Annotated in this window: 8 protein-coding genes; 4 read left to right on the forward strand and 4 right to left on the reverse strand. The window is 61.1% G+C overall.

Translation table 11 applies throughout. The features are described from left to right. Window positions 1-100: 100 nt before the first annotated feature. The 4 genes from C4S63_RS15815 to recD all read left to right on the forward strand — a co-directional run bounded on the left by C4S63_RS15815 (window position 101) and on the right by recD (window position 10,187). A complete protein-coding gene (locus C4S63_RS15815) occupies window positions 101-802 on the forward strand; it encodes a LysE family translocator (protein WP_103918156.1) in 702 nt (233 codons plus the stop codon). A gap of 257 nt (window positions 803-1,059) precedes the next feature. After that, window positions 1,060-4,461 (forward strand): exodeoxyribonuclease V subunit gamma, encoded by a 3,402-nt coding sequence (gene recC / locus C4S63_RS15820; RefSeq protein WP_103918157.1) that lies wholly within the window; start codon window positions 1,060-1,062, stop codon window positions 4,459-4,461. Continuing rightward, window positions 4,458-8,051: an exodeoxyribonuclease V subunit beta gene (recB, locus tag C4S63_RS15825; RefSeq protein ID WP_103918158.1), complete on the forward strand. Its 3,594-nt coding sequence runs from the start codon at window positions 4,458-4,460 to the stop codon at window positions 8,049-8,051. The genes recC and recB overlap by 4 nt, the downstream gene beginning before the upstream one ends. A 198-nt stretch (window positions 8,052-8,249) precedes the next feature. Then, entirely contained in the window at window positions 8,250-10,187 is a 1,938-nt protein-coding gene (gene recD, locus C4S63_RS15830) for an exodeoxyribonuclease V subunit alpha (protein ID WP_103918159.1), read from the forward strand. 333 nt (window positions 10,188-10,520) lie between these two features. Here the strand turns inward: recD and C4S63_RS15835 are convergent, their stop codons facing one another. The 4 genes from C4S63_RS15835 to C4S63_RS15850 all read right to left on the reverse strand — a co-directional run bounded on the left by C4S63_RS15835 (window position 10,521) and on the right by C4S63_RS15850 (window position 15,045). Further along, entirely contained in the window at window positions 10,521-11,627 is a 1,107-nt protein-coding gene (locus tag C4S63_RS15835) for an OmpA family protein (RefSeq protein WP_103918160.1), read from the reverse strand. A gap of 342 nt (window positions 11,628-11,969) precedes the next feature. Beyond that, on the reverse strand, window positions 11,970-12,296 hold the full coding sequence (locus tag C4S63_RS15840; protein ID WP_235000053.1) for a YdbL family protein: 327 nt from the start codon (window positions 12,294-12,296) through the stop codon (window positions 11,970-11,972). A gap of 8 nt (window positions 12,297-12,304) precedes the next feature. Next, window positions 12,305-12,493 (reverse strand): YnbE family lipoprotein, encoded by a 189-nt coding sequence (locus tag C4S63_RS15845; protein ID WP_062817528.1) that lies wholly within the window; start codon window positions 12,491-12,493, stop codon window positions 12,305-12,307. Continuing rightward, the gene (locus C4S63_RS15850; protein WP_235000059.1) at window positions 12,490-15,045 is read right to left on the reverse strand and encodes a YdbH domain-containing protein; all 2,556 of its coding nucleotides are present in this window, start codon (window positions 15,043-15,045) and stop codon (window positions 12,490-12,492) included. Before C4S63_RS15850 ends, C4S63_RS15845 begins: the two co-directional genes overlap by 4 nt. Window positions 15,046-15,052 lie beyond the last annotated feature (7 nt).

Consider the following 15,052-nt stretch of genomic DNA (forward strand, 5'->3'; position numbering starts at 1 on the left):
TTACAATCTGTACCGCTTCAATATTATTTTCTTATATCTGTATTGATATGCGTTGTCCACCTAGTCTGTTGAACCATCTTCAGAAAAGAAGGATCGCGTCATGTCGACGGAACAGTTAGTGGCACTTATCGGCTTTGTTGCCGTGATGACCGGCACCCCCGGCCCCAACAACCTGATGCTTATGGCATCCGGTGCCAACGCAGGCTTCCGCCGTTCCTTGCCGCACATTCTGGGGATTGCCATCGGCTGTCAGGTAATACTGGTGTGCGTGGCGCTGGGACTCGGCCAGCTACTGACCCGCTTCCCGCAGGCCGTTACCGCACTGCGTGTGGGCGGCGCCTTGTACCTGCTGTATCTGGCCTGGCAGCTAGTGCGCACCCGCGACCTGAAAAGTGATGGCTACAACGCCAAACCGCTCACCTTCATGCAGGCCGCCCTGTTCCAGTGGGTCAATCCCAAAGCCTGGATGATGATTCTCACCGGGGTAGCCACCTTTACCCAACCACAGGAATTCACCTTGAGCGTGGCCATTGTGGCCGGCACCTTCCTGATCGTCGGATTACCGCTGATCAGCAGCTGGAACCTGTTTGGCGCGGTGCTGAAAAACTGGCTGCACCGGGGCCGGCGCCTGCGCGCCTTTAATCAGGCCATGGCGGTGCTGCTGGTAGCGTCGCTCTATCCCACTTTTGGCATCAAGCCCAGCCAGGCCAGTGAAGCCGATACCCCGCCAGCGCAAGAAAGACAGGAAACACCGCAACCGCAAAAGCGTGAACGACTTAACTGGTGGATGAGCGTGCTGTAGCGATTCAGTAGTGAGTGACGAGGAGCGAGTTGCGAAAGTCAAAACCTTCAACCGAAGAATGGTTTTTGCTTTTCGAGACTCGAAACTCGTTACTCGCCCCTGCCACCCAATTATTTCCCCACAACAAAACCTGGCCACCTTCGTGCTTTAGCATCCCCTCCTTTACCCCACATGTGGCTAGCTGTTGTAGCACGGCAAGCGCTTCTCCCTTAGGCTAGACCCTTTCGCACAAACGCAATTTCGCGCAAGGAATGTCCATGCAAAACGGGCTGATGGTGCTGCACGGCAACCGTCTGGAAACCCTCACCGAGCTGGTGGCCGACTGGCTGCAGCGTGAGCCACTGTCACCACTGGAAACGGAAACCTTCCTGGTGCAGTCCAACGGCATGGCCCAGTGGCTGAAACTGCAACTGGCGGATGCCCTGGGAATCAGCGCCGGTTTTCAGTTTCAGATGCCTGCCCGCTTTTTATGGAGTGCCTATCGCACCGTCCTTGGCGAAGACCAGGTGCCGCGCACCTCACCCTTCGATAAATCCCGGCTGCTATGGCGTCTGTACCGGTTATTGCCCACGCTTCTCAATAACGACCATTTCGGCCCATTGCGGCATTTTCTCGCCGACGATGTGGACGGTCGCAAACGCCATCAGCTGGCCGAGCGGCTGGCGGATCTGTTCGATGCCTATCAGGTCTATCGGGCGGACTGGCTGGCGGACTGGGAAAACGGCAACGACCGTCTGCGCAAGGCCCAGGATCGCGACGCTTTTGATGAGTTTCCCAGCAGCCAGCTGTGGCAGGCGCATCTGTGGCGCGCCCTGCTGGCGGACATGGATGACAGCAAACAGGGCCTCAGCCGCAGCGCCATCCATCGGGATTTTATCGCGGCACTCACGCAACAACAGCAACAGGGCACGCCACCGCCGGGCCTGCCCCGCCGCCTGATCATCTTCGGTATCAGTGCCCTGCCCCAGCAAGCCCTGGAAGCGTTGGCGGCGCTGAGTCAGCACTGCCAGATCCTGATGCTGGTACAGAACCCCTGCCAGCATTACTGGGCGGATATTGTCGAAGACAAACAACTGCTGCGCCGTCAACTGGACAACCGCAAACGCCACCTGACCGCCCTGCCGGAAAATCGCGTCAATCCACTGCTGGCCGCCTGGGGCAAACAGGGCCGGGACTTTATCGGCCTGCTCTACGACCACGACGACCCGGAGAGTTATCGCAGCGCCTTCCAGAATCAGATCGATCTGTTTGAACACCACGAACCGCAAACCTTGTTGCAACAGTTGCAGCAGGACATTCTCGATCTGGGACCCTTGCCGGCGCCGGACCAGCGCCCCTCTCTGGCGATCGATGGCTCGCTCAGTTTCCGCATCGGCCACAGCCCCCAGCGGGAAGTGGAAATTCTGCAGGATGAATTGCTGGACCGGTTCAGCAACGACCCGAGCCTGCAACCCCGGGACGTGATCGTGATGGTGCCGGACATCGAAGCCTATGCGCCGCACATTGATGCAGTGTTCGGCCGACTGGACCGGGACGATCCCCGCTATCTGCCCTACACCCTCAGCGACCGCAGTGCCGGGGCCGCGTCCCCCCTGGCCCAGGCGGTGGAATCCCTGCTGCACCTGCCCCAGTGGCGCTTCACCGCCACCGACATTCTCGACCTGCTGGATGTGCCCGCCGTGCGCGAACGTTTCGGCATCGACGAAGGCGACCTGCCGCAACTGGCCCGCTGGATCGACCAGGCGCGCATTCGCTGGGGCCTGAACAGCCAGCAGCGCAAGACCCTGGACGTGCCCGGCTTCGAACAGAACAGCTGGGCCTTCGGCCTGAAACGGATGCTGGCCGGCTACCTGCTCGGCGACGGCCCGGCCTGGATGGGCATCGAACCCCTGGACGAAGTGGCCGGGCTGGGCGCAGAGCTGGCCGGGCGCCTGTCGCGCCTGCTCGATACCCTGGAACACCACTGGCAACAATCCCGTCAGGACGCCAGCGCCAGGGAGTGGCAACAACGCTTCACCCGGTTACTGGATGACCTGTTCGCCCCGGTGGACGAAACCGACCAGACCCTGGATGCGGGCCTGCGCGACGCCCTCAACGACTGGTTGGCGGCCTGCGCCGAAGCGGATTTTGACAGCGTCCTGCCTCTCACCGTGGCCCGCCGCCCGCTGCTCGATGCCCTTAACGCGGAAAGCCTGTCGCAACGGTTCATGGCCGGGCGCATCAATGTCTGCACCCTGATGCCCATGCGCGCCATTCCCTTCCGCCATGTCTGCCTGCTCGGCATGAAGGACGGCGACTACCCCCGTCAGCAGCAGCCCATGGATTTCGATCTGATGCGGCAATGGGGCAACTATCGGCCCGGCGACCGATCCCGCCGAGATGACGACCGCTACCTGTTTCTGGAAGCCCTGCTCAGCGCCCGGGACAGCCTCTACATCAGCTGGACCGGCCGCAACGTGCGCGACAACAGCGAACGGCCGCCCTCGGTGCTGGTGGCGCAACTGCGCGACCACATCAACCAGCGCTGGCAGACCGATCAGGGCGAACCGGTGGATGCCCTCACCGTGGCCCATCCGCTGCAACCGTTCAGCGCCCGCTATTTCTTTAACACCGACCAGGATGGCGCGAACGATTCGCTACACACCTATGCCAACGAATGGCGCGCTCTCCACGATGGTCAGGCACCTGCTGTCAGCAATGATCAGCCCCTGCCGCCACTGGACAGCGACGAGCCGATTACCTGCGCCGCCCTGGGCCGTTTTCTCAAACAGCCGGTGGCGCATTTTTTCGAGCAGCGCCTGAAGGCCCGCCTGAAACAGCAACGCCAGGTACTGGATGACAGCGAACCCTTTGCCTTCGACAGCCTGCAACGTTTCCAGCTCCAGGACCAGTTGCTCAGCGAGGCCCTGCGTGCCGGTCCGGAGCATGCCGGCGACGCCATGGCCCACACCCTGGATCGCCTGTCCGGCAGTGGCGATCTGCCCCTGGCGCCCTTTGACGAAGGCAGCCGTGACAGCCTGCTGATGCCCCTGTCGCAGCCACTGGAACACTACTTTGCCCTGCTCGCCGAGTGCGGCACACCGCAACCGCAACAGGAAATCCGTCTTAACGCCGGGCCCCTGCAGATCGAAGACTGGCTCACGGACTTGCGTGGCTCCGCAGCGAATAGCCAGCGTCTGGTCCTGCACACCGGCAAGCTGAAAGAGCGCTTCGACAAACTCACCCGGGACTGGACTCTGCACCTGGCCGCCTGCGCCGCCGGGTTCCCGTTAACCACCCACGTCCAGGGCCAGGATGGCCGCATTACCCTGCCCCACCTGAACCGCAGCGACGCCCAGCACTGCCTGGATCAACTGGGCCATGCCTGGCAACAGGCCCTGTGCGAGCCCCTGCCCATCGCCTGTGCCACCGCCTTTGCCTGGCTGAAAGGGGAAGAAAAAGACAACGGCGACAACGAGGCACGCAAGGTGTTCGAATCCGGTTTCATGCACACCGGCGAACAGGACAAGGAACCGGCCCTTGCCCGCGCCTGGGCCGACTTCGATGACATGCTGGCTGTACGCCACGACGACGAGCGCGCTTTCGACTACTGGACCGGGCAACTCTATGCCCCGCTCTACCAGCACGCCCAATGGCGTGAACCGGGAGATGACGCATGACCATTGAACGTCCGCTCCCGATTACTTTCCCGCTGCACGGTACCCGGCTGATCGAAGCCAGCGCCGGCACCGGCAAGACCTTTACCCTGGCCGCGCTGTATCTGCGTCTGGTGCTCGGCCATGGCGACGACAATTCTTTCGCGCGCCCGCTCCTGCCGCCGGAAATTCTGGTGGTGACTTTCACCGAAGCGGCCACCGAGGAACTGCGCGAACGGATCCGCGATCGCCTGGCCGATGCGGCGCGCATCTTTGCCGATGCCAATGCAAAAGCCGACGACCCGGTACTGGCCGAATTGCTTAACGACTATAGCGATCCGCAAGACCGGGCCCGTTGTGCCCAGCGTCTGGATGCCGCCGCCCAGTGGATGGACGAAGCCGCCATCTACACCATCCACGGCTTCTGCAACCGCATGCTCAAACAGCACGCCTTCGATTCCGGCAGTCTGTTCAGCCTGGAGTTGCAGGAAGACGCCAGCGACGAACAACAAATGGCGGCGCGGGATTACTGGCGCTCCGTGATCGCCGATTTTCCGGTGAGCGCCGCCAATGCCCTGCAAAGCGATAACCTGGGCAACCCGGATGCGCTGCTGGAGGCCTGTCGCCCCCTGCTCGGTTTGAAAGAAGCGGACCCGGAAGCGTTACCGCAAAGCGTCACACACTGGCTGTCACAAACCGGCCCCCAGGCGGACAAGGACCAACACGCCCGCCAGCAACTGGCCGCCGAACTGCCGGACTTTCTCGAGTGGGTGCGCGCCGCTCGCGACAACAAATGGCTCAACGGCAACAGCTACCGCACCACCAGCCTGCCCGGCATGCTGCAAACCCTGCAACGCTACGCCAATGGCGAATGGCTTAACGGCAAGGCCTACGACACCCTGGCAAAGTTTTCCCATGAAGGCATGAAACTCACCAAGGCCGGCCAGGAACACCGCCCGGACTTTGCCTTCTGCCAGCAGCTGGATGCGGTCATGGAAGGGCGGGCAAATACACAGTTGCCCCGCACCGACCTGCTCGCCCATGCCGCCGCCTGGATCGACCGGCGCGTGGATCAGGTCCGTCGCCAGACCGCCACCATGGGCTTCGACGACATGCTCAGCCGGCTGCACGATGCCTTGAAAGGCGGCAACGGCGAGCGTCTGGCCCAGGTCATCCGCGACCAGTTCCCGGTGGCATTGATCGACGAATTTCAGGATACCGATCCGACCCAGTACGGGATTTTTTCCGCGCTTTATGAAGGGCAAGCCGGCACCGGCTGGTTCATGATCGGCGATCCCAAGCAGGCCATCTATGCCTTCCGTGGTGCCGACGTCTTTACCTATCTGAAAGCCCGCCGGGCCACCGCAGGCAACCACTACACCCTGGATAAAAACTTCCGTAGCGCCGACGCCATGGTCAAGGCGGTGAACCATCTGTTCACCTACAGCCAGACTACCTTTGGCGATGTGTTCATGATGGACAACGCCATCCCCTTTGAAGAGGTTGATGCCAACGGACGCAAGGACGTTCTGTTAGTCGACAACAACGAAAGATCCGGCATTACCCTGTGGGTAGACGAGCAGGAAAAACCGGTCAGCGCCGGCCAATATCGGGACGAGCAGGCGGCACGCTGCGCCAGTGAAATTGCCCATCTGCTTAACGGTGCCGTAAAAGGCGTCACCGGCTTCCAGAAAGCCGACAGCTTCCGGCCCCTGCATCCCAACGACATTGCCATCCTGGTACGCGATCGCACCGAGGCCAAAGCCATCCGCGATGCGCTGATGGAACGGCAGGTGCGCAGCGTCTATCTGTCTGACCAGGATTCCGTGTTTGCCCAGCCGGAAGCCCATGACCTGCTGCTGATCCTGCACGCCTGCGCCACCCCGGAATCCGACACCCGAGTGCGCAGCGCCCTGGCCTGTGCGGTGCTGGACCTGGCCTACGCGGAACTGGATACCCTTAATCAGGATGAAGTGCGCTGGGAAGAAACGGTCGAGCAGTTTCACGGCTATCGCCAACAATGGCAGACCCAGGGCGTGCTGCCCATGTTGCGCAGCCTGCTGATGGATTTTCATGTACCCGCCCGGCTCAGCCAAAGCCTGGACGGCGAACGGGCCCTGACCAACCTTCTGCATCTGGCAGAACTGTTGCAGCAGGCCGCCACCCAGCTGGACGGCGAACAATCATTGATTCGTTATCTGGAAGACACGGTTGAAGAAGGTCGCGGCAGTAGCAAGGAAAGTATCCTGCGACTGGAAAGTGACGACGACCGGGTCAAGGTGATCACCATCCACAAGTCCAAGGGCCTGGAATACCCGCTGGTGTACCTGCCCTTTATCTGCAGCTTCCGCCCGGCGGACAAGAACAAGCCGCCGCTGCGCTACCACGAAAACGATCATCTCAATGTGTCGCTGGAGCCGGATGACGATGTCGAAAACAAGGCGGACCACGAACGACTCGCCGAAGACATGCGTCTGCTCTACGTGGCCCTGACCCGCGCCTGCCACACCTGCACCCTGGGAATCGCGCCCTATATCAAGGGCCGCGGCAAACAGAACCAGCTGGAGAAAAGCGCCATCGGCCGTTTGCTGTTCGGCAACGGCGTGGCCAACGACGGCCTGCGTGACGCGCTGGTGCCGGTAGCCCATGAGGCGGTGTCCATCATCGCCGCACCGGACAGCAGCACAGAAAGCTATCAACCCCAGGCCGAAGCGCGGACCCTGCGCACGCCGCTGGTTCCTGTGGCCCGGCAACGGCAACCTTGGTGGATCGCCAGCTACAGTGCGCTCAAACAGGTACAGGAAATCCTGGCCCCGGCGGATCCGCGCGGCGATCAACTGGCCGAGCAGCAGGATGACACCGTTGTCGATGATGCCGAGCCCCTGCCAGACAGCATCCATGCCTTTCCCCGTGGCGCCGCACCGGGCACCCTGCTCCACGACATTCTCGAACAGGCCGCCAACCAGCGGTTCACAGAGACCCTGGCCGACCCGGCCGAGTTTGAAGCCAGCGTGGAAGAAAAACTGCAGGCCCGGGGCTGGCAGGATTTTGCGGGCGTGATTCGCCACTGGTGGAAGCAGGCAGTCACCACTGCCCTGCCGCTGGAGAACGACAAGATCGCCCTCAATTCCCTGCACACCTATGTGCCGGAACTGGAATTTCTGTTCCCCGCCCACCAGGTCAACGTGGCCGAGATGGACACCCTGATTCGCCAGCACATCCACCCACAGCACTCGCGCCCGCGACTGGAAGCGGACACCCTGAACGGCATGCTCAAGGGCTTTATCGATCTGGTGTTCGAACACGACGGCAAGTACTACGTGCTCGACTACAAATCCAACTGGCTGGGCGTGGATGACAGCGCCTACACCCTGGACGCCATGACCCACGCGGTGCTGGAAAAACGCTATGAAGTGCAATACGTCCTCTACCTGCTGGCCCTGCACCGCCTGCTGAAAAGCCGCCTGGCGGATTATGATCCCGACCAGCACCTGGGCGGCGCCGTGTATGTGTTTCTGCGCGGCCTGCAAGGGCCGGCGGCGGGCACGGTGTTTGATCGACCGGACACGGCATTGGTTGAAGCGCTGGATGCGATGTTTGGAGGGAACGAATGAGCGCGATGACAAACCATCTCAACGCATGGAGCGTCTCACCCTCTCCCCCAACCCCTCTCCCCTCAAGGGAGAGGGGAGCTAACCATGCCCCCTTCTGGAGGGTCCCCTCTCCCTTGAGGGGAGAGGGACAGGGAGAGGGTGACGCTACGAAGCGCATTGCTATCCGGCCTCTCAATCGGCCAATCGCCAGGAGAGTTCATGCAATCTGACCTGTTCTCCGCCCTCACCTGGGAAGACGCTCTTCTCCTGCTGCGCGACAACAATCTGCTGCGCGATCTGGACGTGGCCATTGCCCGTTTCCTTAAGCAGCAATGCCCGCAGGCAAGCTACGAAGTGCTGCTGCTCGCCGCCTTCACCAGCAATCAACAAGCCAGCGGCCATCTCTGTCTGGACCTGAAAAACCGGGAACTGGCCACCCAGCTGTGGGGCACCAGCCCACCGCCGGAGCTGGTCACCCTGCTGCCCGGCAAACCGGACGACTGGCTGCATGATCTGCAACACAGTCCGCTGGTCAGCCAGAACGGCAGCACGCCGTTGGTGCTGGATGGCAGCCGCCTTTACCTGCGCCGTAACTGGGCCCGGGAAGTGGCGGTGGCCGAGGCCATCGGCCAGCGACTGGCCACGGTCAGCCCCTTGCCTGCCGAGCGTCTGCGCGACGCCCTGGCCCGATTATTCCCGAACGCCGGCGAGCAGACCGACTGGCAACAGGTGGCCTGCGCCCTGGCCAGCCGCAGTGGTATTGGCATCATCACCGGCGGTCCGGGCACCGGCAAAACCACCACCGTGGTTCGCCTGCTGGGGCTGCTGCAAAGCCTGGCCATGGCGGACAACCAGCGTCTGCGGATCCGCCTTGCCGCTCCCACCGGCAAGGCGGCGGCACGACTCACCGAATCCATCGGCGAACAGGTGCAACAACTGGACGTGGACGTCGCGGTACGCGACGCCATCCCCACAGACGTGACCACCCTCCACCGCCTGCTCGGCACCCGCCCGGACAGCCGTCACTTCCGTCACCACGCTGACAATCCGCTGCATGCAGATCTGGTGGTGGTGGACGAAGCCAGCATGATCGACATGGACATGATGGCCAGCCTGCTGGAAGCCCTGAGCCCGCACACCCGGCTGATCCTGCTGGGCGACAAGGACCAGCTGGCCAGCGTGGAAGCCGGCGCGGTGATGGGCGATCTGTGTCGCCATGCCCACCAGGGCCGCTATCAACAACGCACCATCGATTTCATCAAGGACACCTGTGGCGCCGACATCAGCGACTATCAGGAAACCGACCAGGCGCCGGGCAACGCCCTGGCCCAGCAGACCGCCATGCTGCGCACCAACTGGCGCTCCAAGGACAGCCCCGGCATCGGCGAACTGGCGCGGGCGGTGAACGACGAAAACCTGCCCCAGGTACGCAAGGCGTTTCAAAAATACGGCGACAGCCTGCATCGCCACCCCCTGCGCAGTGATGACCGGCAACTGGAAACCCTGCTGCTGAACGGCAGTGGCAATCAGGAAGGTCTGCGAGCGCTGTTTCAGGCGGTGGCGACACCACCAGCGCAACGGCCAGCATTCGATGACTGGGCCGCCGGACTGCTCAAGCAACTCACCCACCAGCAATTGCTCAGTGGTTTGCGCAGCGGGCCATTCGGGGTGGAACAGTTGAACCAGCGCATCACCCGTCACCTGCAACAACAGGACCTGGCCCCGGAACGGGAGTGGTATCCGGGCCGCCCGGTAATGATGACCCGCAACGATTATCAGCTGGGGTTGATGAACGGCGATTTGGGTCTGACCCTGCCGCTGCTGGAAAAGAGAAATGGCAAACCGGAGTTACTGCTGCGCGTCGCCTTCCAGTTACCCGACGGCCGCATCAAGTGGGTTCTGCCCAGCCGCCTGGACGGGGTGGAAACCGTCTATGCCATGACCGTGCATAAATCCCAGGGCTCGGAATTCCGGCATACCCTGCTGGTGCTGCCTGATGCTCCCCATCCGCTGCTCACCCGTGAACTGATTTACACCGCCGTCACCCGTGCCCGCGATCGTTTCACCTTGCTGGAATTCGGCAAACCCACAGTGCTGGACAGCGCGGTGAAAAAACGCACCTGGCGAGCGTCGGGCTTGGCAGAGCGGCTAATGTAGGAGCGTCGCTTGCGGCGCGATTAACAACGCTGGAATCGCGCCGCAAGCGACGCTCCTACGGCAAACGACAACATTGGCTCAATGTATTTAATTGCCCGGTGAATAAATGCCTCGGGAGGAATATAGACTGTAGGAGCCATGCTCGTACCCCCAGGGGATCTACGACATGCGAACCGAGCCCTAGCGAGGAAAAAAGCAGTTAGCCGTTCGCCATGCAAGCATAGCGCCTACAAACAGAACCCTTGGTCGAAGAGTGGGCAGTAACCTTCACCGATGACCCTAAAAAAAACGGGATGCCGAAGCATCCCGTTTTTTGTTTCCCGAATCACGCGGTTACTTGAACTGCGCTTTCTTCTCTTCGGTTTCCACGATGATTTCCGCACGACGGTTCTTGGCGCGGCCTTCGCGGGTGCTGTTGTCCGCTACCGGCTTGTTCTCACCATAGCCTTCCGTGCTGATACGATCGCCGCTGACGTTGAAATCTTTCATCAGACGGTCTTTCACGGACTGGGCACGACGCTCGGAAAGGCCCTGGTTATAGTCCGCCGGGCCGGTGCTGTCAGCATGGCCTTCCACGCGGATATGGCCCTGCTCACCCCCGTTCAAACGCTCTGCCACACCGCGAATCTCATCAGTAAATTGTCCCTGAATCGTATCGCGGTCAAAACCAAAGTAGATCACCGAGGTTTCGCGCTGCTCCAGGCTCTCATAGACCTGACAACCATCCGCATCCACCACCGCACCGGAGGCGGTGTTCGGGCAACGGTCACGGTCATCGTTGACCCCATCACCATCGCTGTCACCGGTTACCACTTCAGCCGGGGTAGCCGCTACCACCTCATCGTCAGCGCTGTCGTCGCTGTCGTTACTGATACCAAACGCCAGATTAAGGCCCGCATACACCTGACCTTCCCAGTACTCGCGGTCGGTACTGTAGGCGTGACGGGTACCCAGATCCAGAATCACATGCTTGAAGAAGGCACGCTGAACACCCAACTCGACCCCCGTCATCAGCTCGTCATTCTTGTCACTGTTGGGGTTATTGAGACTCTCAATGTACTGCTCCCCCACATTGATACCCGCATAGGGCTCAAAACCGAGGAGACTGGTATCGTTAAAGTGATAACGACCGCTGACAAAGTAGTTGGTCATGTCCACACGACGACCGGAATCGTATTGGCTTTCCGCATCGCCTTCGACCTCGTCATACCAACCCTGCACAGACCAGTTGGGATGGAAACGCCAGCCCAGCTGACCGCCATAAAAAGGCACATCATCCAGACCGTCGACACCATTGCCGATCACGTCGTTATCGTAAAAAGTGTAATAACTGGCATGCCCACCAATATACCCATAACGGTCCGGAACATTTTCTCCGGCCATGGCGAGGGGGGATAGAAAAAGCGGGATCGCCGCACTAACACGCAAGATCGTTTTCATGGCAGAGTTCCTTCAAAGTTGCTCCCTGTTATTCTGCAAATGTAACCACAAGGTGAAGGAACCCATAGCCCAGAGAGGGCGCTGAGTGCTTGAATTTACTGAAATTTAACCACTCTCAGACAAAAGATTACCAATGGATTAGGGATTTCGTCTCAGTTAGAACGTTCGCTCCAATGCTGTTTATATAGAAATACTTTTTTATATTTTTATGGGAGATATCAAAACATTTCGGGAAGGATCCACTCATTCACATTGAGTGGATCACAATTCTTCCCTCCCGCTCCGGGCTCACTTTTCCGGTGAGAACGAGCCGGGATTCATCCCCCCGAGGAACACCGGTATTTACTTGGTGACCCACTGGCCATCGGGAGTCCGCACATAATCTCCAGCGTCGGTTTTATCGATGGCTTTCTGCCCGGCCAGTCGCGCCACCTGATCCAGGGTAATACCGTTCTGTTTGGCGATGCGTTCATAGGCATCACGGCGTTTCTGGTTGATATCCGCCACCAGCTCCACGGCGGCCGGGGTCGCCTTGACCACGCCCAGATACCCGTCCGGTTGTTCACCAACCATGCCCTGACTTTTCGCCGCATCCAGATCCAGTGCAAACGCTGCCATGCTCAACAGCAAGGCCAGGGTGGCCATCAGAGTTTTTACAATTTTCATCATCCCTACTCCTAAAACAGGTCGCTGTCTTCGCTGAACAACTGATCGATATCCTTTTCCACCTTGAGGCGGATTTCATGGTCGATCTTCACGTTCAGGTTGATGGTGATGGGTTCCTCCGGGGCTTTCAAAGCCACCGTCGGGGTGCAGGCAGGCAACAGGGTCACCGCCAGCAACAAACCCGGCGCGAGTGTTTTCATTGTGCATTCTCCGTGCGCAGTTTCTCGGTGATGTCATCGCCAATACGCAGGCTGCGCATCAGCACCAGCATGTTTTCCCGATGGGTGTAGTTAAACACCACCGGCAGATTATTTCTCTGTGGATTCACTCCCTTGATGGTCACCGCCGCTTCCAGCCAGCCCTCCCGGTCCATGTTCATGCGGGCCTGAAAATCCGGGATGGTCAGCACGCTCAGGCTTTCCAGTGCCAGTTTTACGGCCTGGTTGGAGCTGGCCATGGATTGCACACTGGACGACGGCGGGATACGCAGGGACAGGGTTTCCTCATTGGCCAGCCGGGCTCCGTCCACCACCATAAAATCCGTGCCCAGTTGCAGGGGCACATAGCCGCCAACACGCCCATCCAGAAACACCGCCGGCGGATTCTGCAAGGCGGCCACCTGCTCCAGATCAATGCGGGTAATCACCACCGGCTGGGGACGTGATGATGGCCAGTCCAGCGCCGGCGAACGCAGGGAGCCGCCCAGCAACTCCGCACGGATATCGGTGAACTGCCATTGGCTGAGATCGCTCTCCATCTGCAAGGACAGGTCGGTAATGGGCGTACCGATATCCAGGATACCCGCCGTCACCGGCCCCGCACTCTTCAGAGACACCGCCCCATCACGATAGTGCCCTTCCAGGGTGCCCTGAATTCCCCGGGCCGTGACGCTGCCCCAGTCCACTGCCGAATCGGCCAGACGCATTGTGCCCTGTGCAGACAGGGTATCGCCCCATTGCCAGTGACCTTCACCGGAGAGGGAGCCTTTACGGGGAGTCATGGCCAGGCCTTGGCCCATGGCCGGAATCAGTGGGCTATGGATCTGGAAACGGCCCTGGGGCGTCTCGCCGGCCAGGGAGGCCTGTGCCGTCAGCTCACTTTGCCAATCGGCAATCGCCAGCCTGGCGGTGACTTTTTTGCCTGTCAGCCGGGCGTTGCCTGACACCACCGGCAGCCGCCAGCGGGCAGCCAGCAAGCCGCCACTGCGCAGTTGTAACTGCCCATGGGCCCCGGCCGTGTCCACCGTTACCGGGCCACGGGTAGTCACGGTGAGCGGCCGCAACAGCACCTGCTCCACCAGCCCTTCGCTGATCGAAAGCCGGCTGCCATCCGCCAGCACCACAGCATCCTGCTGCAAATGCCACGGCACCTGCAGGGAAACCTGGCCACCCCGGTCGTAGTCGGGAAGGGACGAGGTGGCCGACAGGGTGCCCTGCCAACCGCTTTCCCCTTGCCGGAACGACAGGCTGCCATCAAGCGGGTAACCGGCGTACTGACCTTTCAGAGTTGCCCTGGCGCCATAGGGAGCCCGTTGCAGGGTTTTCAGGGGCAGCCGAAACGCCAGATGGTCGTCACCGTTCCGCGCGTCGAGGGTGATGGGTTTTCCCTGCAAACCCTTGCTGGCGGCCTGACCCTGCCAGTGGCCCTCCTGCTGAAACCCTTGCCATTGCCCCTGCAGTGCCAGCGCGCCCTGCCACTGCCAGTGCTTGCCCTGCCATTGAAGCCGGCTGGGGTTGGCCTGCAGGCGCAGATCCTGATAACCCAGCCACAGAGGCAGTTCCACGTCGCCATCCTCCGACATGGGCACTTGCAAGGGTTGCTCCCAGCGGGCGGAAACCTGTTCCGGCAATGTGAGGCTTGCCGGCGCCAGGGTCAGCCGTCGATCCTTCCACTGGAAATCCACTTGCCCATCCAGCTCTGGCCCCTCCAGCACGACCCGGCCAGCGCCCTGCTCCACGGAGTCCTCGTCACTGCCAGCGAACACATGAATCTGCCCTGGCGGTCCTTGCAGTTGCAACTGCCCCCGGGCTTGCCACAGATCAATGCCCTGCCCTTGCAGGGATAACGGTTCCGGGATCGCCAGCTGCCATTGTCCATGGACTGCCAATGGCTCCGTCAGACGCATCTCCGCCTGCCACTGCGCACCGGTAAAACGGGCCTTCATCGCCAGGTCCGCTTTTTGCGGCTGCGATTGCAGGCCCGCGTCCTCCAGGGTTGCACTCAGTGTGCCGGCGGGTTGTCCCTGCCAGACACCCTCACCGTCAAGCCGCCATCTGCCTTTCCCGTCCGCGAGCCATTCATTCAACGCACCGTTGCCGGACACCGACCACTGCCCGTCACCGCGCTCATAGTCCGCCTGCAGGTGACTGGCCGTGCTCTCCACCGTTAACGACCAGTGCTGTTGTTGCTGCCGGGCCGTTACCTGCAACGGTGGCGGCACCACTCCGCCGATTTCGGGAGCCTGCATCGCGTCGATGGAAAGCAGGAAGGGGGGCGTCCAGGGCAGGGATTCCGGCAACACAGCACCGTCATCGTCCGCGCCGCTGTCACAGGCGGCGACAGTGACCGTGCCCATGTGGACGGTGACAGGAAACAGATCGCTCAGGACCAGATCTGTACCGGCAAGGGGCGCGCAGCCGTCCGGTTGCCAGCGCCACTGCGCCAGGGTCAGGCCGTTATGCCAGCCCGGTTTCCCCACACGCAAGCCCTGGCTATACAGCCAGCCAGCGACAACCAGTGCCAGAATCAGCACCAGCAGC

This window comes from Alcanivorax sp. DSM 26293 (assembly GCF_900107995.1).
Classification (GTDB): Bacteria; Pseudomonadota; Gammaproteobacteria; order Pseudomonadales; family Alcanivoracaceae; genus Alcanivorax.

Excerpts from the sequence above, each read along its gene's own strand:
- C4S63_RS15815 (WP_103918156.1), top strand. The coding sequence starts at position 101 with ATGTCGACGGAACAGTTAGTGGCACTTATCGGCTTTGTTGCCGTGATG.
- recC (WP_103918157.1), top strand. The coding sequence starts at position 1,060 with ATGCAAAACGGGCTGATGGTGCTGCACGGCAACCGTCTGGAAACCCTC.
- recB (WP_103918158.1), top strand. The coding sequence starts at position 4,458 with ATGACCATTGAACGTCCGCTCCCGATTACTTTCCCGCTGCACGGTACC.
- recD (WP_103918159.1), top strand. The coding sequence starts at position 8,250 with ATGCAATCTGACCTGTTCTCCGCCCTCACCTGGGAAGACGCTCTTCTC.
- C4S63_RS15835 (WP_103918160.1), bottom strand. The coding sequence starts at position 11,627 with ATGAAAACGATCTTGCGTGTTAGTGCGGCGATCCCGCTTTTTCTATCC.
- C4S63_RS15840 (WP_235000053.1), bottom strand. The coding sequence starts at position 12,296 with ATGATGAAAATTGTAAAAACTCTGATGGCCACCCTGGCCTTGCTGTTG.
- C4S63_RS15845 (WP_062817528.1), bottom strand. The coding sequence starts at position 12,493 with ATGAAAACACTCGCGCCGGGTTTGTTGCTGGCGGTGACCCTGTTGCCT.